The sequence below is a fragment of the Cypionkella sinensis genome (assembly GCF_042646385.1).
Taxonomy (GTDB): domain Bacteria; phylum Pseudomonadota; class Alphaproteobacteria; order Rhodobacterales; family Rhodobacteraceae; genus Cypionkella; species Cypionkella sinensis.
In genome coordinates this window covers 610657-634036 of sequence record NZ_JBHRTO010000002.1, presented here as the reverse complement: position 1 = coordinate 634036, position 23380 = coordinate 610657, and the positions used below count along the sequence as shown (strand labels likewise).

Genomic DNA, 23380 nt, shown 5'->3' with positions numbered 1-23380 from the left:
GACCGCCCTATTCGGGCCGCAATCTTGCGTGACCTTGCAGGCGATCAAACTTTCTTGGTTGCTGTGATGACTGATCTTTCGCCTTTGGCTGTGCCGATGTGGCAGCGCAAGCAGCGTGTCGCCGTCCTCGTGGATGGTGACAATTTCCCACATTCAGATCTGGCGCGGTTAGAGGCGTTGGCGGCAGGCTATGGCGAAGTTGTGATCCGACGGGTCTTTGGCGATGCAAAGCGTGTGGGGGGCTGGCCGGAAGCCATGGCTTATCAAATGCTGCATTGCGACAGTGGGGTGGGCAAAAAGAACCTGGCAGATATGCACCTGACGGTGGCGGCGATGGATTTGGCGCAGCGCGGACTGGCAAGTGCGTTCGCCATTGCCTCGGATGATCGTGATTTTGAACCATTGACCCAATATCTGATCGAAACCGGGCGAACGGTGGTGCGGGTTCGCAAACCTGTTGAAAATTCAAAGCCGAGCGACACATCGAACTCCAAGGTTATCCCTGCTATGGCGCGCTCACCACTGGAGATACTGGTTTGTGAGGCGATCAAGGCCAATGGCGCGGCGTCGGGTTTGCTTATCGCTGATCTCAACGCTCGAATACGGCAGAGCGTGCAAACGAAGATAAGTGATACAGCCGAGGGCAATTGGAGGGCTTATCTGACCGCACGACCGAATCTGTTTGTGTGCGACGGAAGGGGGCCAGGCGCGCGGGTGCGGCTGAAACCCTAACCCTTCCCCCCATAGCGCGCCATGAACATCGACACGGCTCCGTCAATGACGCGGGCGGTGTCGGCGGCGGTGCAGCAGGGGCTGGGGGTGAAGATCATCCGGTCTTGGATATCGACCTTGCAGAGTTGCGCGAACTGGGCGGCGGCGAAGGGGATGTCGTCGATCACCAGCTCGCCCCGCTCGCAGGCGGCACGCAAGATTTCGGCGAGGCGGTCTTGCACCAGCTTTGGGCCGGAGTGGTAGAATTGATGCGCCACGGCAGGGAAGTTTTCGGATTCCGCAACGGCAATGCGAAAGATTCGCTGGCCGAAATCTGACAGCATGAAAGCTGTGATCTTTTGCGCGGCCAATCGCAGCACTTCGGCAATGGGCGCGTTGGGGTCGATATGGGATTCGGCGTCATCGGCCTGACGGCGACATTCGGTGCTGGCGATTTCCAAGAAAAGCAGGCGTTTGTCGGGGAAATAGGCGTAAAGCGTGGCCTTCGATACGCCAGCCTCTCGCGCAATGTCATCGACCGAGGCGCGCTCAAAGCCGTCGCGCATGAAAACAACGCGCGCGCCTTCCAGCACTTGATCGAACTTGCGACCTTTCACAATCAGTTGCGGCTTGGCACCCATGCTATCCCCCATGCCGCAATCTATAGCGGCTGGGGGGCGGCGGGCAAGCGGTTGGATCATTTGCCGGGTTGGCCTGCGTTTTGCGTCGAGACGCTGGTGGTCGATGGCGGAAAGGTCAGGTCGGGGAGATTGACGCTCATCGAGAAGGCCGAGGCTTGGGTGGCGGCGGCGAGGGTCAGCAGCAGGGCGGCGGCGAAGGGTTTCATATCAGGCTCCTATATCTGAACTCATCGGTTCAAAAGTGAAAATGAACTGATTCGTTCAGTTTGGCAAGCGAAAAATGAACTGAGCGGTTCAGATTGCATTTTGGGGCTTGGCGTGCAGGGTGGGATCGGCGTATTTAGAATCATTCCAAATTAGGGTGTGACCGACATGGGGTTCAACATTTCCAGCCGCAGGCGCTTTGCCGATCTGACCGAGCAAGAGGTCTTGGCGCTTGCGATTTCGTCGGAAGAGGACGACGCGCGGATTTACCGGACCTTTGCGCAAGGGTTGCGGGCGGAATATCCGGCCTCGGCAGCGGTGTTTGACGAGATGGCAGCCGAGGAAGACGGGCATCGGCAGCGGTTGATTGACCTGCATGTCAGTCGGTTTGGCGGGGTTATACCGTTGATTCGGCGCGAGCATGTGGCCGGGTTTTATGCGCGGCGGCCGGTTTGGCTGACGGAAAATCTGGGGCTGGAGCGGATCCGCGACGAGGCTCGGGCGATGGAGCATAGCGCTGCGGAGTTCTATGCCCGTGCGGCGGCGCGGACATCTGATGCGGCGACGCGGAAATTGTTGGGGGATCTCGCGGCGGCCGAGGTGGGGCATGAGCAGCACGCCGAGGGGTTGGAGGCTGATCTGCTGGGGCCGGAGGTGCGCGATGGCGAGGATAAGGTGGCGCGTCGGCAGTTTATCCTGACCTGGGTGCAGCCGGGGCTGGCGGGGTTGATGGATGGTTCTGTCTCGACCCTCGCGCCGATCTTTGCGACGGCTTTTGCCACCCAGAACACCTGGACGACGTTTCTGGTGGGGCTTGCGGCCAGTGTGGGCGCGGGGATCTCGATGGGGTTCACCGAGGCCGCGCATGATGACGGGGTGCTGTCGGGACGGGGGTCGCCGTTCAAGCGGGGCTTGGCGAGTGGGGTGATGACCGCGCTGGGCGGTTTGGGTCATGCACTGCCCTATCTGATCCCAGACTTCTGGACGGCGACCAGCATCGCGATGGTGGTGGTGTTTGTGGAATTGTGGGCGATTGCCTGGATTCAGAACAAGTTCATGGAGACTCCGTTCCTGCGGGCGGCGCTGCAAGTGGTGGTCGGGGGCGCGTTGGTGTTCGCGGCCGGGGTGCTGATTGGGGGCGGTTGAGGCGTGGTCCCGCTTGGGGACCACGGCGGAATGTCGTTGAATCAATGCTTTAGCTTTTTGCGTTAAGAGTTTGTTCAGAGATGCCCGCAAAGGCTTGTGTCGGCGCAGGCGGCGTGAAACTCTGGCAGCATGCTGGCGATTTTGCTGAAAACTCTGCCGTTCTTTGCGGTGATTGGCCTTGGCTATGGCGCGGGGCGGCTGCGGTTTTTCAGCGCCGAGGCGACGGCGTATCTGACGAAATTCGTGTTCTACTTTGCGCTGTCGGCGATGCTATTCGGCTTTGCGGCCAATCTGGACTTGGGCGATGTGTTTTCCTGGGCGTTTGTCTGGGCGTATTTTCTGGCCTCGGCGCTGGTCTGGGCCATTGTGGCCGGGGTGGCGCTGCTGCGTGGTGCGAAGCCGGAAGAAGCGGTGTTTGAGGCGCATACCGGGATCATCGGCAATGTGGGTTTCCTTGGCATTCCGATGCTGACGCTGCTGCTGGGACCGGCGGCGGTGGGGCCGGTTTTGCTGGTGCTGGCGGTGGATCTGGTGGTTTTTTCCAGTGTTTTGACGCTGCTTGTGGTGGGCCTGCGCGAAGGCCGGATGTCTTGGGGCATCTTTCGGGTGCTGGCCGTGGGCTTGCTGAAAAACCCGATGATCGTCTCGGTGGTGTTGGGGATGGCTTGGGGTGCGACCGGATGGGCGGTGCCGGTGCCGGTGAATGAATTCATGACGATGCTTGGGGCTGCGGCGACGCCCTGCGCGCTGTTTGCGATTGGCGCCAGCCTCGCGGGCCGCAGCGCGGAACGGCTGGAGGTGGCGGCTTGGCTGAGTTTTGCCAAGCTGGTGCTGCATCCGGCGGCGGTGGGGCTGGCGGCACTGGTGATTTTCCCGGTGGAGCGTTATGCGGCGGGGGTGATGGTGGCGGCGGCGTCTTTGCCGGTGGCGGGAAATGTGTTCATTCTGGCGCAGCATTTCAGGGTGGCACCGCAGCGGGTTTCGACGGCGATCCTGATCTCGACCGCGGCATCGGTGCTGAGTGTGACGGCGGTGATTGCGTTTGTAACGCATTGAAATTCAAGACGGACTAAAGGGATATGACGATGAAAACCATTTCAGAAAACCGGGCTTTTGGCGGCGTGCAGGGCGTGTATAGCCATGCCTCGGCGGCGACGGGGACCGAGATGACCTTTGGGCTGTTCCTGCCTGCCGAAGCCGAGGAAGGGCTGGTGCCGGTGCTGTGGTATCTGTCGGGGCTGACCTGCACGCATGAAAACGCGATGGTGAAGGCGGGCGCGCAAAGGTGGGCGGCAGAGGTGGGGATTGCGCTGGTGTTCCCTGATACGTCGCCTCGGGGTGAGGATGTTCCTAACGATGCGGCCTATGATCTGGGGCAGGGCGCGGGGTTTTATGTGAACGCGACGCAAAGCCCGTGGGACAAGAATTTCCGCATGTGGGACTATGTGACGGAAGAACTGCCGCGCGAATTGTTCAAGGCGTTTCCGATTGCCGAAGCCGCACAAGCGATCACCGGGCATTCGATGGGCGGGCATGGGGCGCTGACCATTGCGATGAGCTTTCCGGGGCGGTTCCGCTCGGTTTCCGCCTTTGCGCCGATCTGCAATCCGACGGCAAGCGATTGGGGCCGCAAGCAATTTGGTGCCTATCTGGGGCCGGATGAGGCGGCTTGGGCGGCGCATGATACGACGCTGTTGATGAAAAAGCGCGGCTTTGATGGGCCGATTTTGATTGACCAAGGCACCAGCGATCAGTTTCTGGATTTGCTGAAGCCCGAGGCCTTGGCGGGCGCGATGGCTGAGCGTCGGCAGGGTGGCAGTTTTCGGATGCAAAAGGGCTATGATCACAGCTATTTCTTTGTCAGCACGTTCATGGAAGAACATGTGGCGTTTCATGCGGGGGCACTTAATGCTTAAAGCGGCGGTTTTGATGGCGATGATCGCATCTCCGGCCTTGGCCGGTGGTGTGGAAGATCAGGTGTTGGCGGCGGTGAACAAGGCGCGGGCCGGGGCGGGCTGCTCGGCGTTGACGGTGAATGCCAAACTGGTGAAGGCGGCAAAGGGCCATGCAAAAGCGATGGCCGAGCAGAATTTCTTCAGCCATTCCAGCAAGAACGGCGCGAAGTTCTCGAGCCGCATCAAGGCGCAGGGCTATAGCTATAGCAAGGTGGCCGAGAATATCGGGGCGGGGCAATCTTCTGCTGCCGGGATCATGGAAAGCTGGATGGGCAGCAAAGGGCATCGCAAGAATATTCTGGATTGTGCGTTGCGGGAAACCGGGATTGCGATGGTATATCAGCCGGATGACAAGCCCCTGAAGGGGCAAAGCTATGCGATGAAATACTATTGGGTCGAGGTTTTTGCCGCTCCATGACTGGATCAAGCGGGGCTGGCCGGATTTTCATTGATGCTGACGCCTGCCCGGTGAAGGCCGAGGCCGAGCGGGTGGCGACGCGGCATCAGATGCGGATGATTCTGGTCTCGAACGGCGGTATCCGGCCATCGGCGAACCCGCTGGTGGAAAGCGTGTTTGTGGCGGCGGGGCCGGATGAGGCCGACAAGTGGATCGCCGAGGCCTGCGGTGTGGGCGATGTGGTGGTGACGGAGGATATTCCGCTGGCGGCGAAATGCGTCGCGGCGGGGGCCAAGGTCGTCAAGCACAATGGCGAGGAGTTGACGCCTGCCAATATCGGCAATGTGCTGGCGACGCGAGATCTGATGCAGGATTTGCGCAGCGCCGACCCGTTTCGGCAAGGCGGCGGGCGGCCATTTTCCAAGGCGGACCGTTCGCGCTTTCTGGAAGTTTTAGAGCGGGTTGTGCGGCAAGCGAAGCGGTGATGTCGGCTCTAGGCTAGACGCAGGGCGTTTGGCGCGGTGAGTTGGGGCATGTCTGACATTTCCAAGAAGAGTAACTCCGGTATTTTCTTCGCCCTTGGTGGCGGGGTTGTGCTGTCGATGAATGATCTGGCGATCAAGGCGCTGTCGGGTAGTGGCTATGCGCTGCATCAGGTGATCTTGCTGCGGGCGTTTATCGGGATTGCGATTGTGCTGGCGGTGATCTGGGCCTCGGGCGGCGGGTTTCGGCAGCTGCTGACGCGGCGGCCGCTGGATCATCTGTTTCGCGTTTGCATCGTGATGTGCTCGAACATCACCTATTTCGTCGGGCTGTCGCTGATGCCGTTGGCGGATGCGGTGGCAACGGCGTTTGTGGCGCCGCTCTTCGTGACGCTGATGTCGGCGGTGATCCTGGGTGAGCAGGTCGGGCCACGACGTTGGGCGGCGGTGGCGGTGGGGATGCTGGGCGTGGTGGTGATGACGCGGCCGGGGGCTGGGGTGATCCAGCCGGCGGCGATTCTGGTGCTGATCTCGGCGTTCTGTTACGCCTCTAGCCATATGATGACGCGGCGGATGCGCGGCACTGAAAGTGCGATGACGTTGAATTTCTTCGTGCAGGTCGGGTTTATCGTGGTCAGCCTGAGTTTCGGGTTGATCGCGGGCGATGGTCATTTGGCACAAGCGCCGGGCAGCACTTGGGAGTTTCTGTTCCGACCTTGGCATATGCCCCCGGTGGCCGATTGGTGGGCGTTTGTGGCCACGGGCGTCGCGGTGGGGGTGGGCGGCTTGATGATGAGCCAGGCCTACCGGACCACCGAAGCCGCGTTGATCGCGCCGTTTGAGTATATCGGCATGCCGATGGCGATTTTCTGGGGGGCGGTGGTGTTCGGCACTTTGCCGGACCATACGGCTTGGGTGGGGATTGCGCTGATCTGCGGCGCGGGGCTTTATACCTTGTGGCGCGAGACGGTGAAAAAGAAGAAGGATCTGGATGTTGCAGCCCCAAGCGGTGATATTTGACATCGGCAATGTGCTGACGCGTTGGCAGCCGGAAGCGTTCTATGACCGGGTGATTGGTGAGGAGCGCCGCCGTGCCCTGTTCGATGCCGTTGATCTGCATGGCATGAACGACCGCGTCGACGAAGGCGCATTGTTTCGCGAAACGATCTATGATTGGGCTGCGCGTCACCCTGAATGGTCTGCGGAAATCCGGCTGTGGTATGATCGCTGGATCGAACTCGCTTCGCCCCGGATTGAGGGCAGCATTGCCTTGCAGCGGGCGTTGCGGGCCAAGGGGGTGCCGGTGTTCGCGCTGACCAACTTCGGGCGGTATTCGTTTGAAGAAGCGCTGCCGAAGATGGATTTCCTGCAGGATTTCGACCGCCGCTATGTCTCGGGCGTGATGGGGGTGATCAAGCCTGATCCGCTGATTTATCAGATGGTTGAGGAAGATTGCGGTATCGCCCCCGATCGGCTGTTGTTCACCGATGACCGCGCCGATAACATCACGGCGGCGGCGCGCCGGGGCTGGCGGACGCATCAGTTTGAAAGCTGGCAGGGCTGGGCACAACGATTGGTTGCCGAAGGGTTGTTGAGCAAGCAAGAGGCGGGGCTATGAGCATTGAAATCGTGGGGCCAGAGGCCGAAAAGCTGCTGTCTTGGGCGGGTTTGTGTGACGCGCTGGAGGCTGGGCACCGCCTTCCGCGTGCGGAAATCAACGATTTGCTGCTGTATCGCGGCAGCGACACCTTGCTGGATCGTGCGGCGTGGATTGATGGCCTTGGCAGTCTGGTCAAGGTAGCGACTGTGGTGCCCGGCAACGCGGCACGCGGACTGCCCAGCATCAACGGCGCGGTCAACCTGTTCAACGATGCGACTGGACAGCTTGAGGCTTTGGTGGATTTTCACCTAGTCACCAAATGGAAAACCGCCGGTGACAGCCTGCTTTCGGCCAGCAAGCTGGCACGCAAGGACAGCCGCAATATCCTGTTGGTGGGTGCGGGAACGGTGGCGAAGTCGATGGTGCAGGCTTACAGCGCGCTGTTTCCGCAGGCGAGATTCAGCATCTGGAACCGATCGCCTGCCGGGGCGGAAGCTATGGCCGCTGCTGACCCTCGGGTGACGGCGGTCAGCGATCTGGCGGCGGCGGTGCGGGCGGCGGATATCATCTGCACCGCGACGATGAGTAAAACGCCGGTGTTGCAGGGGGCATGGCTGCAGCCGGGTCAGCACATCGACCTGATTGGCGCCTATACGCCGGGGATGCGCGAGGCGGATGACACGGTGATGCGGCGGGCCTCGGTATTCGTCGATTCGCGCGCGACGACGGTGCATCATATTGGGGACATCATTGACCCGATTGCGGCTGGCGTGATCACAGAGGCCGATATCAAGGCCGATTTCTACGACATGGCGCAAGGCAGCTATCGCCGCAGTTCCGACGATGAAATCACCGTGGCCAAGAACGGCGGCGGCGCGCATCTGGACCTGATGACAGCGGCCTACATTCTGGCAACGTGGCGCGGACGGTAAGCGCAGCCTCAAGAACAAAAGCGCCCTTGTGGGGCGCTTTGACGTTCAGGAATTATGCGGGAATTTGGTCGGAGCGAGAGGATTCGAACCTCCGACCCCCTGCTCCCGAAGCAGGTGCGCTACCAGACTGCGCTACGCTCCGACCGTGGCGCGGGGTTAAACCGTTGTGCGCGGGTTTGCAAGAGGGCGCGCGTGGTTTTATGCCCGGATTTCCTATGCATCGCCGTCGGTGCCTGACAGGCCTTCGGTCTTGTTGCGAAGACGGCGGCGGTCGAAAAGGCGCAGCCAGAGGCCGATGCGGGGGATCGCCCCGAAATCAAAGCGCGAGCGGGTTTCCAGCACGGGCCGATTGATCGAGACGGAAGGTTTGTCTTCACGCATGACGATATAGACGCCTGCGGCAATGATCACGCCGGTGCCGACTGCTGTCCAGAAATCGACCTCTTCGTTGAAGATGAAAAAGCCGTAGATGATCGCCCAGATGATTTGGCTGTATTGCATGGGCGCCACGATGATGGCTGGCGCACGCCGATAGGCGGCAATGGTCAGCATCCCGGCCAGCATACTCAGCAGCGCCATCGCGCCCATCATGCCCATATGTTCCACCGGCACAGGCACATAGACAAAGGGCAATGCCAGCGCCATGACGACAAAGTTGGCCACCATCGGATAAAGCATAAGCACGACCGAGCGTTCGTCATGGCCGATCTTGCGCACGATCACCGAGGTCATCGCGCCCAGAAGTGCAGCCGCAAGTGCGGCCAAGTGGCCAAGGCTGAGCGGCTCTTGCCCCGGTCGCAGCACGATCATCACGCCAGCAAGGCCGATGACGATGGCAAGGCCACGGTGCAGGCCCACCTTTTCACCCAAGATCGGGATTGCGAGCAGGGTGATCAGGATCGGCATGGCGAAGAAGATGGCGTAGCATTGCGCCAGAGGCAGCACGGAAAACGCATAAAAGCCGGTGATGCCGTTCACTACGGCGGAGGCGGTGCGCAGGGCTGTCCAGTACGGGTGTTTCGGAATCAGATTGCCGTCGGTGCGGTCGCTCATCAGCAGAATGGTGATCAGCGGGAAGGTGAGCAGGGTCGAGAAAAAGATCAGCTGAAACGCGCTGTAGCTCGCCCCCAGAAACTTCACCAGCACGTCATGTGTTGCGTAAATCGCAAAGGCAGCCAGCGCTAGAAGCGCGCCGCGCAGGTTCGATTGAGCAACGGGCATGGCGGGCATCCGGGGAGGTGGGGGTTGATGCCAACCTGTCGGGCCTTGCGGGTTAAAGTTCAAGGGGGAAGCTGCATTTGACCGTGATTTCGCGCGATTTTCCCCGGCTATCCGGTTGGTTCTGGCGCGGTCAGCTTGGCGGGGTTTCGTCTTCGGCCTGCGTTGCGTGTTGCGGCTGGGATGGGTTGGCAGGCGTCTTGCGGCCAAGCCAGGATTTCAGTTTGCCCAGAACCGCGCCGCCCACCAGCAGCACCAAAACGAAACCTTTCTTCAGGAAGGCGAGCAGCACCACCAACAGCCCGGTTTTTGCCGCAACCTGACCTGCGATCAGCCCGCCAATGCCCACGGCGGCGACGGTATCGACGCCTGGGACAAAGTCGGAGTAGCGGTTGCCTTCGGTGAAATTCACCATCTTCAGGACTTCGGGGGCTGCGGCCTCGACGGCGGGCAACTGCTTGATATCGGCGATAAAGCTGAGCACCAGCACGCCACGGCGGCCGAGGATTCGGATGTCGTAATTCAGCGTCTCGCCAGCAGTATCGGAAAATTGCAGCCGCTTGGCCCAATAGAGCTTGCGGGTGGATTTGTCATAATGTGGGGTCGCCGCCCAGCCTTTGATTTCAACCGCTGCATAGCCTGCCTTGGTGCGCTCGGCATTGCCGTCCAGCGCGTCTTTTTGCATGGCGGTCAGCATTTCATCGTAGTTGTAGCTGTCGGCGTCTTCATCCGAGACATAACCCATCGGATCAGAGGTCAGCGTCACCGCCCAGTCGCCGTCAAACGGCGTGGTGCCTTTCGGCAGGATCAGGCCAAGGATCGTGTCGTCCGGCGGGTTGCCCCACAGAGTTTCCAGCACATAGCGCGCATCTTTGGCGTTCAGCATGTAGAACGCATCGGGCAGGGCGATTTCAGCGGTGCCATCGCTGAGTTTGATTGTGCCATGTTGCAACTCTAGCGCGCCGGTGGCGGCCTGATACTGCGGCTCGATCTGGCTATAGACTTCGGGGAAGGCGGTTTTGAAATTTTCTGCCGCAGCAGGCAGGGTCAGCAAAGCGGAAAACACCGCCGCAAGGGTGGCACGCGAAACAGGGGTCACTGGAAATCTCCTTGGCGAACAATGCCCGCCAAGGGTAGGACTTTATCCGGCCTTATAGCAATCGTTGATTGGTTACAGGCTGGCTTCCATCGCAGCGATGATCGCATCGCCCATCTGGGTGGTGGACACCGGGGTGCCGCCTTCGGGGCCCATCAGATCGGCGGTGCGGACGCCGTCTGCCAGCACTTTCTCGACCGCTTTCTCGACACGCGTCGCCTCGGCCCCCATGTCGAACGAATAGCGCAGCGCCATCGCAAACGACAGGATGCAAGCGATCGGGTTGGCTTTGCCTTGGCCCGTGATGTCGGGGGCGGAGCCATGCACAGGCTCATACAGTGCCTTCGGGCGGCCATTGGCTTGCGGCAGGCCCAGAGAGGCCGAGGGCAACATGCCAAGGCTGCCGGTCAGCATCGCGGCCATATCGGACAGCACATCGCCGAACAGGTTGTCGGTGACGATCACGTCGAACTGCTTGGGCCAGCGGCAAAGCTGCATCGCGCCGTTGTCGGCATACATATGGGTCAGGGCAACGTCGGGGTATTCCTTGTCATGGATTTCCTGCACCACGTCGCGCCACAGAATGCCCGATTCCATCACATTGGCCTTCTCCATCGAGCAGACCTTGTTGCCGCGCTTGCGGGCGAGTTCGAACGCCGAGCGTGCCACGCGGGCGATTTCCGATTCGGTGTAGCGCTGGGTGTTGATGCCCACACGCTCGTTGCCTTCCATGAAGATACCGCGCGGTTCGCCGAAATAGACGCCCGAGGTCAGCTCGCGCACGATGACGATATCAAGGCCAGCGACCACATCGCGCTTCAGGCTGGAGAAATCGGCCAAAGCATCGAAGCACTGGGCAGGGCGCAGGTTGGAGAACAGGTCCATTTCCTTGCGCAGGCGCAGCAGGCCACGTTCGGGCTTTACCGAGAAATCGAGCTTGTCGTATTTCGGGCCACCGACGGCACCCAGCAGCACGGCATCGACTTCTTGTGCGCGGGCCATGGTCTCATCGGTCAGGGGTGTGCCGTGGGCGTCGTAGGAACAGCCACCGACCAAACCTTCGGACACGTCAAAGGTCACGATGCCTTTGGTGTCGAACCAAGCGATCAGCTTTTTCACTTCGTCCATGACTTCAGGACCGATGCCGTCACCGGCGAGGATAAGCAGGGAGGGATTTGCCATCGTAGGCTCCAGAGGTTTGAAAGGTTGGCGATGGCCTAGCGGGTGGGTGGGGCAGGGTCAAGGTTTAGCGCCCGGAAATGGGCGGCAAGCGCATCAAACACCCGGCGGATTCGGGGGGTGTGGCGCAAAGCTTCGGGCGCTGTCAGCCAGATCGGCAGGGGCTGCAGATGCAGAAACGGCGCGGCGCGCGTAACTGTACGCTCGGCGTCGCCGATGATGGTCTGCATTCCGCCCAAACCGAGGCCCGCGCGCACCAGCGCCCAATAGACGATCTGATCATCGCAGCGGGTTGGGAAATCTTCGCGGCGGGCCTGGATACCTTGCGCGGACATCATCCGCAGCATCACATCGGATCGGTCAAAGCCGATGAAGTCATGGCTGAGGATGGTTTCGGGTGTGATCGGATCCGGGCGGTGGGTGAGGTAGCTGTGGGCGGCATAGATCGCCATCGGGATGTCGCACAGATGCGCCGTGATCAGATCGGGCTGCGTCGGGCGATACATGCGCAGGGCGATATCCGCCTCGCGGAACAACAGGTTGTCCGAGGCGTCGGTGGGGGAAAGTTCGATCTCGATACCGGGTTCGTCGCGGCGCAGTTGTGCAAGGATCGGCGGCAACAGGTAATGCGACACGATGCGGCTGGCGGTGATGCGGACCGGGCCGTGCAGGCGAGTGTCGCGGCCTGCGGCTGCCATGGCGAGTTTTGCCGCTGCATCGCGCATGCTGCGGGCGTGCGGGATCAGGGCAGCTGCCTCGGGCGTCGGGGCCAGACCGCGCGGTTGCCGGGTGAACAGCGGTAGGCCAAGGGCGGCTTCCAGATCGGCAATGTGACGGCCAAGGGTGGGTTGGCTGAGGTGAAGCTGTCGTGCGGCAGCCGAGAGTGACCCGGTTTCGGCGACAGCGAGGAAAGAACGTGTAAGGGTCCAGTCAAGATTATCCATACAGATATGTATAGCATATCTGCACTTGTTGCCAATGTTATGAATGGGGCAGCGGGTCTAATTTCATCCTGCAACAACAGGAGATTGATTATGGCAGTGGTTTTGGTGGCAGGGGCGTCGGGGCTGTTTGGGTCTCATGCGGCGCGTGCCTTTGCGGCGGCGGGGTGGGAGGTGCGGCGCTATCAGCGTGGCACCGATATGGCGCAGGCGGCGCGGGGGGCGGATGTGATCGTCAACGCAATGAACCCGCCGATGTATCATGATTGGGGCCGGTTGGTGCCCGCGATCACCGCGCAGGCGATTGCGGCGGCGCGGGCCAGTGGCGCGACCCTGATCGTGCCCGCGAGCGTGTATAATTATGGTGTGCAGCCAAGGCCTTGGGGACCTTCGACTCCGCAGAAGCCCAATACCCGCAAGGGCGCGGTGCGGGTGCAGATGGAGGCAGACTATCGCGCGAGCGGAGTGCCGGTGATCCTGCTGCGGGGCGGTGACTTCATGGATGCCGAGGGCAAGACGCAAGCCATGGGTATGGCGCTGCGCGGGCTGGCGAAGGGCAAGGTGATGGCATTTGGCGGCGAGGATGTGCCGCGTGCCTATGCCTATCTGCCGGATATGGCGCGGGCAGCGGTGGAATTGGCTGCGGTGCGGGATGGGTTGCCGCGGTTTGCCGATATTCCGTTCGCGGGGCTGACGTTCAGTGTGCAGGATCTGCTGGCGATGTTCGAGAAGCTGAGCGGGCAAACCTATCGGGTGACGAAATTTCCGTGGTGGCTGATGCGTGTGGCTTCGCCGGTCTGGGAATTGGCGCGCGAGTTGACTGAAATGCGCTACCTTTATGATCTGCCGCATCGGCTGGATGGTGCGACGATGCAGACGGTGTTGCCGGATTTCCAGACAACGGGGCTGGCCGAGGTGGCCGCAGTTCAGCTGCGCCGGGCGGGCTTAGCGGCGCAGATCGACCCACAGCGGGTGATGGCGTGAGGCTGCCGTGATGGTGGCTGCGCTGGGGTCATCGTCGGGCGGCCAAACCACGCCAGCGGCCTGAACCTGCAGGTCTTGCGAGGGCAAGATCATCTCAACCCGCAGGCCGCCGACTTTGGGGTAAAGTGCGGTATCCAGTGCCGGATCGCCGGACTGGCCGGGGTCGTGGCGACTGGAGGTGCCACGCGGGGCGGGGTCTTGCAGCGCCCTGTGGTGCAACAATGCGGTGATGGCATCTTTGCGGCCCGCGCCATCTGCGGGGTCAAGATTGCTTTGGCCGAGGATCACGAACGGCGGCTGAGGCGGTTTGAACGGCAGATCGCCTGCCAGAAGATGTAGCCAGAACGCGGTTTCATCGTGATTGCGACGGCCATTGCGGTCATCCGCGCCGTCAAAGATCGGCGGGCTGGCGTAATAGGCCAGCAGGCGCAGCGAGGTGCCGTCGGGCAGGGTGATCGGCACCTCATAAGCGCCGGTGGTGGATAGAGGCTGGCCGGGGGGTGTATCTGGCGGCATCAGGTTGCCGGGCAGTTCGGCCCACGGGAAACTGCTGAAATCGCGGATGTTATCGGTCTCAATCGGCAGACGCGACAGCACCGCCATGCCACCTTCGCCTGACCAGCGGCCATAGGCCATGGCATCGCGTGGCTCACCCAAGATGCCGTTGCCGTCAAGATCAAGCCCGGTCTGCACCCCGGTATTCGGGCGCAGGGCCAAGCGGTAGGGATAGGCCGCGCCCGCATCGGCAAGGCGCGCCTCAAGCGCCGCGACGGTTTCGCCGCGCAGGTCATAATCTATGCCCGTCAACAGCAGCACATCGGCGTTCAGCTTAGTGATGACCTGAACCGCCGCAAGCTGTGCCGGATTGTCGCCGCGTTGCAAGGATTGCAGCGCAAGGCCGGGGCCCTTCGCCCAAAGGTCGATGTTATAGACTGCAAGTCGCAGGTCAGCGCGGGCAGGCCAGGCCAGCAGCCAGATCAGGCATGCGCATAATGCTTGCCATCGCCGCCCGTCATGTTGGCGGCGCGGGTTTCGATGATCATGTCGGCGATGCGACCCATCGCAATTCCGCGCATGAACAGGCTGGCGGGTAGAAAGGCCCATGCCGTCATCGTCCAGATCAAGGTTTGTGGTGCTGTCAGCGTCAGCGGCTCGAATCCGGTTGACGCGATCTTCACCACGGCTGGAGTCAAGAATGGCAGCAAAAACCCTAACGCAATGTTAATGCGCGCGTCGCGCGTCAGACGCGTCACGACATCGGCCCCTGCGGTGGGGTCGAAAGTGGGCAGATTAACCCAGACGTTGAAGGCGCGGCCGCGCGACGGCCAGCGACCGGCTTTCAGGATTACCACGAAAACCGATAGCGAAATCAATGAGATCAGATAGGCCATACCGGCTGCAGTGCGCACAGCGGCGATTTGCTCGGCGGTGGCGTCATTGGCGACCATCAGGGTGGCAAGGCGCACCGGGCTGTAGGGGAAATCCATCGAAATGCCGATCAGGGTGCCGACGGCATCGAAGAAATCGGTCAGGGTCGTGGGGGCGACGCGGCCATGTGCGATCATTGACAGCGAGAACACCGTCGCCAGCAGCATCAGAAAGCGCACGCGGTTGAAGGGGGCGGCATCACGAAATTCGACAAGGCTGGGATAGGTGGCGTTGTATTCGACAAAGGTCAGAAGGCCGATAAACAGCGCAACCAGCGCCACCATCTGTTTGGCGTCTGCCGTCACATCGACCAGCAGCACGGAGGGCGTGGCGACAAGCACCATCACCAAAACCATGCGCACGATCGCGCCTGTTAGCCGCGAAACCACCGCCCTGCCACCCTTCAATCGGTCTTGACGGGTGCTTTGCCGCGCCAAGGTTCCGAAAATATCCCGCACTTTAAGGCGGGTTGCCTCAATATTGCCCAATTCTTGCCATCTTTCCCGCTGATCGGCAACCATCGGGTTAATGATCGGTAAGCACTGTGGCAATTCCGTGTTATAGGTGTTGCAGGATTGAATCAAACCAGCGGTAACAAAAAGGCCACCCCGCAGGGTGGCCCAAGATGTAGTGGTTTGGCAGGCGTTAGGCCCAAGGGTGCAGGGCCGCGTTCTTTTTCTCAAAAGAATCAATAGCCGAGGCTTTTTCCAGCGTCAGGCCGATATCGTCCAGCCCGTTGATCAGGCAGTGCTTGCGGTGGCCGTCGACTTCGAACGGGAACACTTGGCCGTCCGAGGTGGTGACGGTCTGCGCGATCAGATCAACCGTCTGCCGCGCATTGGCGCCTTTTTTGGCATCTGCCATCAGCACGTCAACCACTTCTTGCGGCATCACGATGGGCAGGATGCCGTTCTTGAAGCAGTTGTTGTAGAAGATGTCAGCGAAGCTGGTGGAAATCACGCAGCGGATGCCAAAATCGAGCAAAGCCCAAGGCGCATGTTCGCGCGACGAGCCACAACCAAAGTTGTCGCCCGCCACGATGATTTCAGCCTTGCGGTAAGCGGGCTGATTCAGCACGAAATCGGCGATCTCGCTGCCGTCGAGATTATAGCGCATCTCGTCGAACAGGTTCACACCAAGACCCGAGCGTTTGATGGTTTTCAGGAACTGCTTGGGGATGATCATATCGGTGTCTATATTGACCAAGGGCATGGGCGCTGCAATGCCGGTGAGGGTGGTGAATTTATCCATCTTTACAGCTCCTTAAACCGTCTCTGCCATCAACTCGCGCACATCGGTCAGATGGCCGGTGATTGCGGCTGCGGCGGCCATGCCGGGCGACAGCAGGTGGGTGCGACCACCGCGGCCTTGGCGGCCTTCGAAATTGCGGTTGGAGGTGGCTGCGCAACGCTCGCCCGGTGCCAGTTGGTCGGGGTTCATCGCGAGGCACATCGAGCAACCTGCCAGACGCCATTCAAAGCCCGCGTCGATGAAGATCTGCGCCAGACCTTCTTCTTCCGCTTGCGCACGCACCAAGCCAGAGCCGGGGACGACCATCGCGCGGATGCCGTCTTTCTTCTTCTTGCCCTTCAGGATCGCTGCGGCTGCGCGCAGGTCTTCAATCCGGCCATTGGTGCAAGAGCCGATGAACACGGTGTCGATTTTGATATCGCTCAGCTTTTGACCGGGGACGAGGCCCATGTAATCCAAGGCCCGCTGCACGGCTTCGACCTTGCCGCCGGTGAAGTCGGACGGCGAGGGCACGACTGCGGTGATCGGCAGCACGTCTTCCGGGCTGGTGCCCCAAGTGACGAGCGGGGCAATGTCTTCGCCCTTGATCGTCACGACTTTGTCGAAATGCGCGCCTTCATCGGTAAACAGGGTTTTCCAGTAGGCAACGGCAGCCTCCCAAGCGGCACCTTTCGGGGCGTGCGGGCGGCCCATGCAATAGGCGAAGGTTTTCTCATCTGGCGCGATCAGGCCAGCGCGGGCGCCACCCTCGATGGCCATGTTGCAGACGGTCATGCGGCCTTCCATCGACAATTCGCGAATGGCCTGGCCACAATATTCGATGACATAGCCGGTGCCGCCGCCGGTGCCGGTTTCGCCAATCACTGCCATGGTGATATCTTTGGCGGTCACACCTGGGCGCAAGGAGCCGGTGATTTCCACCTTCATGTTCTTGCCCTTGCGCTGGATCAGCGTTTGGGTTGCCAGAACATGCTCGACCTCGGAGGTGCCGATGCCATGTGCCAGCGCGCCGAACGCGCCATGGGTGGCGGTGTGGCTGTCGCCGCACACCACGGTCATGCCGGGCAGGGTCCAGCCCTGTTCGGGACCGACGATATGGACGATGCCTTGGCGAACGTCAGAAACCGGATAGTAGTTGATGCCGAAATCGCGGGCGTTCTGATCAAGTGCTGCCACCTGGATGCGGCTGTCTTCGGTCATCGTCGCGGCATTGGCACGGTCGAGCGTTGTCGGCACGTTGTGATCCGGCACGGCGATGGTTTTTTCCGGTGCGCGCACCTTGCGGTTCGACATGCGCAGGCCTTCGAAGGCCTGCGGGCTGGTCACTTCATGCACCAGATGGCGGTCGATATACAGCAGGCAGGTGCCGTCATCGGCTTGGTGGACGACGTGATCGTCCCAGATTTTGTCATAGAGCGTGCGAGCGGTCATGGCTGGCTCATCCTTGGGATTTGGAAAGGGAAAAGGTGATGGGTGAGGGCGGTCTGCCCTGAAAACCGATCAGAGGTGCGCAAGGATGGCGCGCGTGGCCCCGTAAAACCGCCACGGCAGGCGGTCATGGTCGGCGATGTCGAAAAACCGGATCATGTGGGGGATATACGCCTTTGCTGCTTTGCAGGCAAGGGTCGAGGCTGTGCCATGTTGGGAAGTTTGGCCGTAGGCGTGCGGTGTGCTTTGGCGCTTGGCGCAGGCATCCGGGGGCGGGAGCGCCCCCGATGCAGATTCAGGCTTTGGTAGGATCAGAACTGCGCAAAACGTCCGCGTTCGATTTCACGCTCACGGCATTCCAGATCATACAGGCTTACGGCGCCGTTCAGGTATTCAAGCTCTGCCTCGTGGCGGGTTTTGCGGCGCGGCAGCAGTTTAAGGAACTTGGTCATGGTATCTACTCCAGTTGTTCCCTCCCTGTCGATAATATGCTGCGTTGCAGCGTGGATGTGTAGGTATGCGATAAGTATTGCCGCCATGCGTTCAGCGCATGGCTTTGTGCACGATTTTTCATCCTGCCTACTGGCCAAGGGGCAGGTGATCCCCTTGCGCTGCGGCACATTGCAGGCTATGCGCCCGCTTTCGCCTGCCGTTGAGATTGTTGCCCTGCAATGATAGGCTGGCGCAAGCCCTGTGCCGGGGCCGCATCGGCGCGCTATTTGGAGGACGTTGTCCTGTCGCATTCTGATCCTGCCACCGGATTGCCGGTTGGCCCGCGCGCTGCCCGCGCCTCTGAAGATTATACTGCCGAGGATATGCTGGCCGCTGTGCTGGCCTCGGTTGACGACGACAAGGCTGAGGACATCGTGCAGATTGATCTGCGCGGGCGTTCGGATGTGGCGGATTACATGGTGATCTGCTCGGGCCGGTCGTCGCGGCAAGTGGCGGCGATTTCGGAAAAGCTGGCGGATCGGCTGAAAGAGCAGTTCCACCTGTCGGCCAAGATGGAAGGCAAGGAAACCGGCGATTGGGTGCTGATCGATGCGGGCGATGTGATCGTTCACGTCTTCCGGCCGGAAGTGCGCGAGTTCTATGATCTTGAAAAGATGTGGCTTCCCGGCAGCGCGCATCGCGGAGCGTAAGCCTTGCGGCTGCATGTCTGTGCGGTGGGGCGACTGCGGGCAGGGCCTGAGCGGGCGCTGGTCGACGACTACTACACACGGTTGGACCGGACCGGGCGGGCGTTGAGCCTTGGCCCGGTTGCGGAGCTTGAGGTTGAGGATAAGAAAAACCTCGGCATGGCGGCAGAGGCCGTTTTGCTTGAACGCGCTATCCCGGTGGGCGCGCTGATTGTCACGCTGGACGAACGCGGTAAGGTTCTGAGCAGTCCGGAATTTGCCGATCAGTTGGCCGGCTGGCGCGATGGCGGGCGGCAGGACGTGGCCTTCGTGATCGGCGGCGCGGATGGGATTGATCCCGGTTTGCGGGCGAAGGCGGGGTTTTCGATAAGCTTTGGCCGCATGGTCTGGCCGCATATGCTGGTGCGGGTGATGCTGGCAGAGCAGTTGTATCGCGCTGCAACGATTCTGGGCGGCGGGCCGTATCATCGGGCGTGAACGCATTCCGACACGGAATTCGGCACGATTTTTTGTGGAAAAAATCGGAGAGAATCGGTCGGGCGTTGCTCTGCCAGTTGCGGGGCGCTAGAAGCGTTTCACGCATTGGAAAGGCCGCTTCATGTCCCGCAAACCCGTTGTTCTGTGCATTCTGGATGGCTGGGGACTCAATGCTGATCCAAGCGTGTCGGCCCCGGCGCAGGCCAATGTGCCGAACTTCAACCGGATTTGGGCGACCTGCCCGCACTCCACGCTGACCACCTTTGGCCCGGATGTGGGCTTGCCGACCGGACAGATGGGGAACTCCGAGGTTGGTCACACCAATATCGGCGCGGGCCGGGTGGTGGCGATGGATCTGGGCGCGATTGATCTGGCGGTTGAGGATGGCAGTTTTGCCACCAATCCGGCGCTGCTCGAATTTGTGGCCAAGCTGAAGGCGAGCGGTGGCACGGCGCATCTGATCGGGATGGTGTCGGATGGCGGGGTGCATGGCCATATCACCCATGTGATTGCGGCCTGCCGCACGATCACGGCTTTGGGCGTGCCGGTGGCGTTGCATGCGATCACCGATGGGCGGGATGTGTCGCCCTCGTCGGCAGCCGAGTTCATCGACATGCTGATGGTGCAACTGCCCGAGGGCGCGAAGGTGGCGACGGTGATCGGGCGCTATTGGGCGATGGACCGGGATAATCGCTGGGAGCGGGTGCAGCGCGCCTATGATGCGATGGTGATGGCCAATGGCGAGCGGGCCGACACTCCGCAGCAAGCGGTGGCGCAGTCATATGCCAAGGGCGAGATGGATGAGTTCATCGCGCCGACGGTGATCGGCGACTATGAAGGCGCGATTGATGGCGACGGGGTGTTCTGTCTGAATTTCCGCTCGGACCGCTCGCGCGAGATTTTGGGTGCGCTGGCGGCTCCGGGCTTTGCGGGTTTTGCCACCGGGGATCGCCCGGTTTGGGCGGGGATGCTGGGCATGGTGGAATATTCCACCGACCACAATGAATACATGGCGACGGCCTATCCGAAACGCAGCATTTCCAATACCTTGGGCGAGTGGGTATCTAAGCAGGGGCTGACGCAGTTCCGTCTGGCCGAGACCGAGAAATACCCGCATGTCACGTTCTTTTTGAACGGGGGTCGCGAGGTGCCATTCGAAGGCGAGGACCGCGCGATGCCGAAATCGCCGAAGGTGGCGACCTATGATTTGCAGCCGGAGATGTCCTCGGTCGAGGTGGCCGATAACCTCGTGATGGCGATCGAGAAGCGCTATGACCTGATCGTGGTTAACTTTGCCAACCCGGATATGGTCGGACATACCGGCAGTCTGACGGCGGCGATCAAGGCCTGTGAGGCGGTGGATGTTGGTCTGGGCCGCGCGCTGGTTGCGCTTGAGGCTGTGGGCGGGGCGATGATTGTCACCGCCGATCATGGCAACTGCGAGCTGATGATTGATCCGGTAACGGGCGGGCCACATACCTCGCATACCGTCAATCCGGTGCCGGTGGTGCTGGTTGGCGGCCCTGAGGGCGCGGTGCTGCGTGATGGGGGGCGTTTGGGCGATCTGGCGCCAACGGTGCTGGCGCTGATGGGGTTGCCGCAACCGCCCGAGATGACGGGCCGCGATCTGATGCAGACGGCGATCTGAGGCAGGATGGGATTTGACCCCGGCATGATCCGCACAGCTGCCTTTGCCTTGATGCTGACCGCCAGTGCTGCATCGGGCGGCGTGGCGGAGGATGCCGCACAGGCGAGTGACGAGTTGCAGCAGGCGGTGGCGGCATTGCAAGCGGCTGAAGGTGCCAAAGATCGCGTCTCGGCTTTGACACAGACGATCAAGGCCTATGAGGAAGGGCTAGCGGCGCTACGCGAGGCTTTGCGTCAGGCCGAATTGCGCGAGGCGGCGATGACGTTGCAGTTTCAGACCAAACGCGACCGGATTGCGCAGCTTTTGGGTGTTCTCAGCAGGATTGATGCCGAGCCGGGGCCGCTGCTGCTGCTGCATCCGACCGGGCCTTTGGGCACGGTGCGCTCGGGCATGATGCTGGCCGATGTGACCCCGGCGCTGCAGGCCGAGGTCAATGCGCTGAAAGGCCAGTTGCAGGAATTGTCCGATCTGCGGCGGTTGCAAAAGGCGGCGGGGCAGACTTTGGCGCAAGGACTGGCTGCGGCGCAGGTGGCGCGCTCTGATCTAAGTCAGGCGATTTCTGACCGCACCAAACTGCCGAAGCGCTTCACCGAAGACCCTGAAGTGCTGAAAGGTCTGTTGGAATCGGCCGATACGCTCGAGGCTTTCGCAGCGGGTCTGGCGCTGGACGATACGGGTAATGCAAGCTTTGCCGATCAAAAGGGCAAGCTGGAGTTGCCCGCGCTGGGCACCTTGCTGCTGAAACCCAATGAAACCGATGTGCGCGGTGTGACCCGCCCCGGCATGACTTTCGCCACACGTCCGGGGGCTTTGGTGACAAGCCCATGGGCTGCAACCATTCGTTATCGTGGGCCGTTGCTGGACTACGGAAACGTGATGATCATTGAGCCCGGCGGCGGCTATCTTTTGGTTCTGGGCGGGTTGGATCAGGTGTATGGCGAGGTTGGCGAAGTGATTGCGAAGGGCGCTGCGCTGGGTCTGATGGGCGGGGCGGCGGCGAGAACGGGCGATCTTTTGACCGGGGCACAAGAAGGCAGTGGCGGAGCCGAGACGGAAACGCTTTACATAGAGTTGAGGCAAGGTGCGACCCCCGTGGACCCGATGGCGTGGTTCGCGGCGACCGCCAAAGCAGAGGAATAGGACGAGCCGATGAAGAAGATGATTATCGCAGCGCTGTGCGGCTCGATTGCAGGCGGCGTTTTGACAACGCAGGTGGCGGGCCCGCTGATCGCGCAGGATGCGACGAAAAATGCGAGTGTCTATGAACAGCTTGATCTGTTCGGCGATGTGTTTGAGCGTATCCGGGCGCAGTATGTCGAGGACGTGGACAGCAAAAAGCTGGTTGAGGCTGCGATCAACGGCATGCTCACCTCGCTTGACCCGCATTCCAGCTATATGGACGCCAAGGCGTTCGAAGATATGAACACGCAGACCCGCGGCGAATTCGGCGGGCTTGGCATCGAAGTGACGATGGAAGATGGCTACATCAAGGTCGTCTCGCCGATGGATGGCACGCCAGCTGACAAGGCCGGGATCAAGCCGGGCGATTTCATCACGACCGTGGATGGCGAAAACGTACAAGGCCTGACGCTGGACGAAGCGGTGGACAAGATGCGCGGCCCGATTGGTTCGGAAATCGTGATCACCGTGGTGCGCGAAGGCGTCAAAGAGCCGTTCGATGTCTCGATCGTGCGCGATACCATCAAGGTGGCGGCGGTGAAATCGCGGCTGGTTGGCAATATCGGCGTGATGCGGGTGTCGTCGTTCAACGATCAGACCTATCCGGGCATTCAGGAAGGCATCAAGAAGCTGGCGGAAGAAGCTGGCGGTGCCGACAAGCTGAAGGGCTATGTCATTGACCTGCGCAACAACCCCGGTGGTTTGCTAAAACAGGCGATCCTGACCTCGGACGCATTCCTGAACGAAGGCGAAATCGTCTCGACCCGTGGCCGCAATGCAGAAGACAGTTCGCGTGAGAATGCGACGCCGGGCGATCTCGCGGACGGCAAGCCGATTGTGGTGCTGATCAACGGCGGCTCGGCTTCGGCATCCGAGATCGTGGCGGGCGCATTGCAGGATCATCGCCGCGCGATTGTGGTGGGGACAAAAAGCTTTGGCAAAGGCTCGGTCCAGACGCTGATTCCGCTGAAAGGCGAAGGCGCGATGCGATTGACGACGGCGCGGTACTACACGCCGTCGGGCCGCTCAATTCAATCGTTGGGCGTGATGCCGGATATAGTGGTCAATCAGCCAGTGGTTGACCCAGCGGCAGAGGGCACCGAGGCCAAGGCGGCAGAGGATCAGGCCAAACAACGCACCGAGGCATCGCTGCGCGGCGCGATCAGCAATGACTCGATGACCGAAGACGAGAAAAAGCAGCTTGAGGAAGAGCGTGCGCGCACCGAAGAAGCCGCGAAACTGCGCGACGAAGATTATCAACTGGCCTATGCGGTCGATATTCTGCGCGGGTTGAACGCGGTCGCTCCCAAGCCGTAACCTGTTGTTGCCGCGCCGATTTGTTCC

General features: G+C 61.1%; 26 protein-coding genes and 1 tRNA gene. 15 read left to right on the top strand and 12 right to left on the bottom strand.

What is annotated here, in order from left to right; translation table 11 throughout:
- The first annotated feature begins 66 nt into the window (after positions 1-66).
- Positions 67-732, top strand: coding sequence for an NYN domain-containing protein (locus ACFOGH_RS18185; protein ID WP_380074590.1), 666 nt, complete (start codon positions 67-69; stop codon positions 730-732).
- On the opposite strand, the gene ACFOGH_RS18180 is transcribed toward ACFOGH_RS18185, so the two are convergent.
- Together ACFOGH_RS18180 and ACFOGH_RS18175 are read right to left on the bottom strand one after the other, a co-directional pair.
- Positions 729-1364 carry a TetR/AcrR family transcriptional regulator gene (locus ACFOGH_RS18180; RefSeq protein WP_380074589.1) on the bottom strand — a complete coding sequence of 212 codons (636 nt, stop codon included), beginning with the start codon at positions 1362-1364 and terminating at the stop codon, positions 729-731. The two genes, ACFOGH_RS18185 and ACFOGH_RS18180, sit on opposite strands and share 4 nt — an antisense overlap.
- Positions 1365-1408: 44 nt before the next feature.
- The gene (locus ACFOGH_RS18175) at positions 1409-1558 is read right to left on the bottom strand and encodes a hypothetical protein (protein WP_380074588.1); all 150 of its coding nucleotides are present in this window, start codon (positions 1556-1558) and stop codon (positions 1409-1411) included.
- Between the two features lie 166 nt (positions 1559-1724).
- Here ACFOGH_RS18175 and mbfA point away from each other — a divergent pair, with 166 nt between their 5' ends.
- From mbfA to ACFOGH_RS18135, 8 genes are all read left to right on the top strand, one after another.
- On the top strand, positions 1725-2702 hold the full coding sequence (gene mbfA, locus ACFOGH_RS18170) for an iron exporter MbfA (RefSeq protein ID WP_380074587.1): 978 nt from the start codon (positions 1725-1727) through the stop codon (positions 2700-2702).
- 129 nt (positions 2703-2831) lie between these two features.
- Positions 2832-3758, top strand: a complete 927-nt coding sequence (locus ACFOGH_RS18165) for an AEC family transporter (RefSeq protein WP_380074586.1) — start codon at positions 2832-2834, stop codon at positions 3756-3758.
- A gap of 29 nt (positions 3759-3787) precedes the next feature.
- Positions 3788-4618, top strand: coding sequence for an S-formylglutathione hydrolase (gene fghA / locus ACFOGH_RS18160; protein WP_380074903.1), 831 nt, complete (start codon positions 3788-3790; stop codon positions 4616-4618).
- Positions 4619-4631: 13 nt separating this feature from the next.
- Positions 4632-5075, top strand: a complete 444-nt coding sequence (locus tag ACFOGH_RS18155; RefSeq protein WP_380074585.1) for a CAP domain-containing protein — start codon at positions 4632-4634, stop codon at positions 5073-5075.
- The gene (locus ACFOGH_RS18150) at positions 5072-5539 is read left to right on the top strand and encodes a YaiI/YqxD family protein (RefSeq protein ID WP_380074584.1); all 468 of its coding nucleotides are present in this window, start codon (positions 5072-5074) and stop codon (positions 5537-5539) included. Before ACFOGH_RS18155 ends, ACFOGH_RS18150 begins: the two co-directional genes overlap by 4 nt.
- 48 nt (positions 5540-5587) lie before the next feature.
- A complete protein-coding gene (locus tag ACFOGH_RS18145; RefSeq protein ID WP_380074583.1) occupies positions 5588-6556 on the top strand; it encodes a DMT family transporter in 969 nt (322 codons plus the stop codon).
- Positions 6528-7154, top strand: a complete 627-nt coding sequence (locus ACFOGH_RS18140; protein WP_380074582.1) for an HAD family hydrolase — start codon at positions 6528-6530, stop codon at positions 7152-7154. Before ACFOGH_RS18145 ends, ACFOGH_RS18140 begins: the two co-directional genes overlap by 29 nt.
- Positions 7151-8068, top strand: a complete 918-nt coding sequence (locus tag ACFOGH_RS18135) for an ornithine cyclodeaminase family protein (RefSeq protein WP_380074580.1) — start codon at positions 7151-7153, stop codon at positions 8066-8068. The genes ACFOGH_RS18140 and ACFOGH_RS18135 overlap by 4 nt, the downstream gene beginning before the upstream one ends.
- Positions 8069-8133: 65 nt before the next feature.
- On the opposite strand, the gene ACFOGH_RS18130 is transcribed toward ACFOGH_RS18135, so the two are convergent.
- From ACFOGH_RS18130 to ACFOGH_RS18110, 5 genes are all read right to left on the bottom strand, one after another.
- Positions 8134-8210: transfer RNA gene (locus ACFOGH_RS18130), tRNA-Pro, on the bottom strand.
- 71 nt (positions 8211-8281) lie between these two features.
- Complete coding sequence (locus ACFOGH_RS18125) at positions 8282-9289, bottom strand: DMT family transporter (protein ID WP_380074579.1); 1008 nt, start codon at positions 9287-9289, stop codon at positions 8282-8284.
- A gap of 130 nt (positions 9290-9419) precedes the next feature.
- Positions 9420-10385, bottom strand: coding sequence for a DUF2167 domain-containing protein (locus ACFOGH_RS18120; RefSeq protein ID WP_380074578.1), 966 nt, complete (start codon positions 10383-10385; stop codon positions 9420-9422).
- A 72-nt stretch (positions 10386-10457) separates the two neighbouring features.
- Positions 10458-11564, bottom strand: a complete 1107-nt coding sequence (gene leuB / locus ACFOGH_RS18115; protein ID WP_380074577.1) for a 3-isopropylmalate dehydrogenase — start codon at positions 11562-11564, stop codon at positions 10458-10460.
- Between the two features lie 35 nt (positions 11565-11599).
- Positions 11600-12505 (bottom strand): LysR family transcriptional regulator, encoded by a 906-nt coding sequence (locus ACFOGH_RS18110; protein WP_380074575.1) that lies wholly within the window; start codon positions 12503-12505, stop codon positions 11600-11602.
- 90 nt (positions 12506-12595) lie between these two features.
- Between ACFOGH_RS18110 and ACFOGH_RS18105 the strand changes: the two genes are divergently transcribed.
- Positions 12596-13486 carry an epimerase gene (locus ACFOGH_RS18105; RefSeq protein WP_380074574.1) on the top strand — a complete coding sequence of 297 codons (891 nt, stop codon included), beginning with the start codon at positions 12596-12598 and terminating at the stop codon, positions 13484-13486.
- Here ACFOGH_RS18105 and ACFOGH_RS18100 read toward each other — a convergent pair.
- The 5 genes from ACFOGH_RS18100 to ACFOGH_RS18080 all read right to left on the bottom strand — a co-directional run bounded on the left by ACFOGH_RS18100 (position 13448) and on the right by ACFOGH_RS18080 (position 18045).
- Positions 13448-14368 carry an endonuclease/exonuclease/phosphatase family protein gene (locus ACFOGH_RS18100; protein WP_380074573.1) on the bottom strand — a complete coding sequence of 307 codons (921 nt, stop codon included), beginning with the start codon at positions 14366-14368 and terminating at the stop codon, positions 13448-13450. The genes ACFOGH_RS18105 and ACFOGH_RS18100 overlap by 39 nt on opposite strands.
- A gap of 95 nt (positions 14369-14463) precedes the next feature.
- The gene (locus ACFOGH_RS18095; protein ID WP_380074902.1) at positions 14464-15270 is read right to left on the bottom strand and encodes a hypothetical protein; all 807 of its coding nucleotides are present in this window, start codon (positions 15268-15270) and stop codon (positions 14464-14466) included.
- Positions 15271-15559: 289 nt separating this feature from the next.
- The gene (gene leuD, locus ACFOGH_RS18090) at positions 15560-16165 is read right to left on the bottom strand and encodes a 3-isopropylmalate dehydratase small subunit (protein WP_380074572.1); all 606 of its coding nucleotides are present in this window, start codon (positions 16163-16165) and stop codon (positions 15560-15562) included.
- A gap of 12 nt (positions 16166-16177) precedes the next feature.
- The gene (gene leuC, locus ACFOGH_RS18085) at positions 16178-17596 is read right to left on the bottom strand and encodes a 3-isopropylmalate dehydratase large subunit (RefSeq protein ID WP_380074571.1); all 1419 of its coding nucleotides are present in this window, start codon (positions 17594-17596) and stop codon (positions 16178-16180) included.
- Between the two features lie 308 nt (positions 17597-17904).
- The gene (locus tag ACFOGH_RS18080; RefSeq protein ID WP_380074570.1) at positions 17905-18045 is read right to left on the bottom strand and encodes a hypothetical protein; all 141 of its coding nucleotides are present in this window, start codon (positions 18043-18045) and stop codon (positions 17905-17907) included.
- A 219-nt stretch (positions 18046-18264) separates the two neighbouring features.
- On the opposite strand from ACFOGH_RS18080, the gene rsfS reads away from it, so the two are divergent.
- From rsfS to ACFOGH_RS18055, 5 genes are all read left to right on the top strand, one after another.
- Positions 18265-18735, top strand: coding sequence for a ribosome silencing factor (gene rsfS / locus ACFOGH_RS18075; protein ID WP_380074569.1), 471 nt, complete (start codon positions 18265-18267; stop codon positions 18733-18735).
- A gap of 3 nt (positions 18736-18738) precedes the next feature.
- Positions 18739-19209, top strand: coding sequence for a 23S rRNA (pseudouridine(1915)-N(3))-methyltransferase RlmH (gene rlmH, locus ACFOGH_RS18070; RefSeq protein WP_380074568.1), 471 nt, complete (start codon positions 18739-18741; stop codon positions 19207-19209).
- Between the two features lie 121 nt (positions 19210-19330).
- Positions 19331-20857, top strand: coding sequence for a 2,3-bisphosphoglycerate-independent phosphoglycerate mutase (gene gpmI / locus ACFOGH_RS18065; RefSeq protein ID WP_380074567.1), 1527 nt, complete (start codon positions 19331-19333; stop codon positions 20855-20857).
- A gap of 24 nt (positions 20858-20881) precedes the next feature.
- Positions 20882-21997, top strand: a complete 1116-nt coding sequence (locus ACFOGH_RS18060) for a murein hydrolase activator EnvC family protein (RefSeq protein WP_380074566.1) — start codon at positions 20882-20884, stop codon at positions 21995-21997.
- A 9-nt stretch (positions 21998-22006) separates the two neighbouring features.
- Positions 22007-23353 (top strand): S41 family peptidase, encoded by a 1347-nt coding sequence (locus ACFOGH_RS18055; protein WP_380074565.1) that lies wholly within the window; start codon positions 22007-22009, stop codon positions 23351-23353.
- Positions 23354-23380: the final 27 nt, after the last annotated feature.

Coding starts and splice junctions, on each gene's coding strand:
- ACFOGH_RS18185 (WP_380074590.1), top strand. CDS start 67: ATGACTGATCTTTCGCCTTTGGCTGTGCCGATGTGGCAGCGCAAGCAG.
- ACFOGH_RS18180 (WP_380074589.1), bottom strand. CDS start 1,364: ATGGGGGATAGCATGGGTGCCAAGCCGCAACTGATTGTGAAAGGTCGC.
- ACFOGH_RS18175 (WP_380074588.1), bottom strand. CDS start 1,558: ATGAAACCCTTCGCCGCCGCCCTGCTGCTGACCCTCGCCGCCGCCACC.
- mbfA (WP_380074587.1), top strand. CDS start 1,725: ATGGGGTTCAACATTTCCAGCCGCAGGCGCTTTGCCGATCTGACCGAG.
- ACFOGH_RS18165 (WP_380074586.1), top strand. CDS start 2,832: ATGCTGGCGATTTTGCTGAAAACTCTGCCGTTCTTTGCGGTGATTGGC.
- fghA (WP_380074903.1), top strand. CDS start 3,788: ATGAAAACCATTTCAGAAAACCGGGCTTTTGGCGGCGTGCAGGGCGTG.
- ACFOGH_RS18155 (WP_380074585.1), top strand. CDS start 4,632: ATGGCGATGATCGCATCTCCGGCCTTGGCCGGTGGTGTGGAAGATCAG.
- ACFOGH_RS18150 (WP_380074584.1), top strand. CDS start 5,072: ATGACTGGATCAAGCGGGGCTGGCCGGATTTTCATTGATGCTGACGCC.
- ACFOGH_RS18145 (WP_380074583.1), top strand. CDS start 5,588: ATGTCTGACATTTCCAAGAAGAGTAACTCCGGTATTTTCTTCGCCCTT.
- ACFOGH_RS18140 (WP_380074582.1), top strand. CDS start 6,528: ATGTTGCAGCCCCAAGCGGTGATATTTGACATCGGCAATGTGCTGACG.
- ACFOGH_RS18135 (WP_380074580.1), top strand. CDS start 7,151: ATGAGCATTGAAATCGTGGGGCCAGAGGCCGAAAAGCTGCTGTCTTGG.
- ACFOGH_RS18125 (WP_380074579.1), bottom strand. CDS start 9,289: ATGCCCGTTGCTCAATCGAACCTGCGCGGCGCGCTTCTAGCGCTGGCT.
- leuB (WP_380074577.1), bottom strand. CDS start 11,564: ATGGCAAATCCCTCCCTGCTTATCCTCGCCGGTGACGGCATCGGTCCT.
- ACFOGH_RS18110 (WP_380074575.1), bottom strand. CDS start 12,505: ATGGATAATCTTGACTGGACCCTTACACGTTCTTTCCTCGCTGTCGCC.
- ACFOGH_RS18105 (WP_380074574.1), top strand. CDS start 12,596: ATGGCAGTGGTTTTGGTGGCAGGGGCGTCGGGGCTGTTTGGGTCTCAT.
- ACFOGH_RS18095 (WP_380074902.1), bottom strand. CDS start 15,270: ATGGTTTTGGTGATGGTGCTTGTCGCCACGCCCTCCGTGCTGCTGGTC.
- leuD (WP_380074572.1), bottom strand. CDS start 16,165: ATGGATAAATTCACCACCCTCACCGGCATTGCAGCGCCCATGCCCTTG.
- leuC (WP_380074571.1), bottom strand. CDS start 17,596: ATGACCGCTCGCACGCTCTATGACAAAATCTGGGACGATCACGTCGTC.
- ACFOGH_RS18080 (WP_380074570.1), bottom strand. CDS start 18,045: ATGACCAAGTTCCTTAAACTGCTGCCGCGCCGCAAAACCCGCCACGAG.
- rsfS (WP_380074569.1), top strand. CDS start 18,265: ATGATAGGCTGGCGCAAGCCCTGTGCCGGGGCCGCATCGGCGCGCTAT.
- gpmI (WP_380074567.1), top strand. CDS start 19,331: ATGTCCCGCAAACCCGTTGTTCTGTGCATTCTGGATGGCTGGGGACTC.
- ACFOGH_RS18060 (WP_380074566.1), top strand. CDS start 20,882: ATGATCCGCACAGCTGCCTTTGCCTTGATGCTGACCGCCAGTGCTGCA.
- ACFOGH_RS18055 (WP_380074565.1), top strand. CDS start 22,007: ATGAAGAAGATGATTATCGCAGCGCTGTGCGGCTCGATTGCAGGCGGC.